General features: G+C 61.2%; 1 protein-coding gene. It reads right to left on the reverse strand.

Annotated elements, in window-relative coordinates:
- A partial coding sequence (locus SB847_RS20925; RefSeq protein WP_410578518.1) for a hypothetical protein occupies window positions 1-221 on the reverse strand: 221 nt, incomplete at its 3' end.
- Between the last annotated feature and the right edge of the window lie 55 nt (window positions 222-276).

Raw genomic sequence — 276 nt, forward strand, 5'->3', positions numbered from 1 at the left:
TCCAGTTGCCGTGCCCGTTCCCCGCTGCTGGCAACGGTGGCTGCGGTGCGTTGCCGCATCAGCGTGATGCCGCAATATATTTCCCCTGCCGAGCCGCTGAAGATGGCCGCGGAGTGCCTTGCGAGTTCTTCAAGGAACTCGGTGACGTCGTCGGTGTCCAAGAGCAGGCTTTGGATATCGGCCACCATTGATGCCGGTTCGGCGAGCTGTGGTTCTTCCATCTCGATCTCCGCTCCTGGATACGGTGCCTTTTGAGCCTCACCCCGCATCCCCGTT

It is taken from the genome of Bacillus sp. SIMBA_026 (genome assembly GCF_046535335.1).
GTDB classification, from domain to species: Bacteria; Bacillota; Bacilli; order Bacillales; family Bacillaceae; genus Bacillus; species Bacillus velezensis.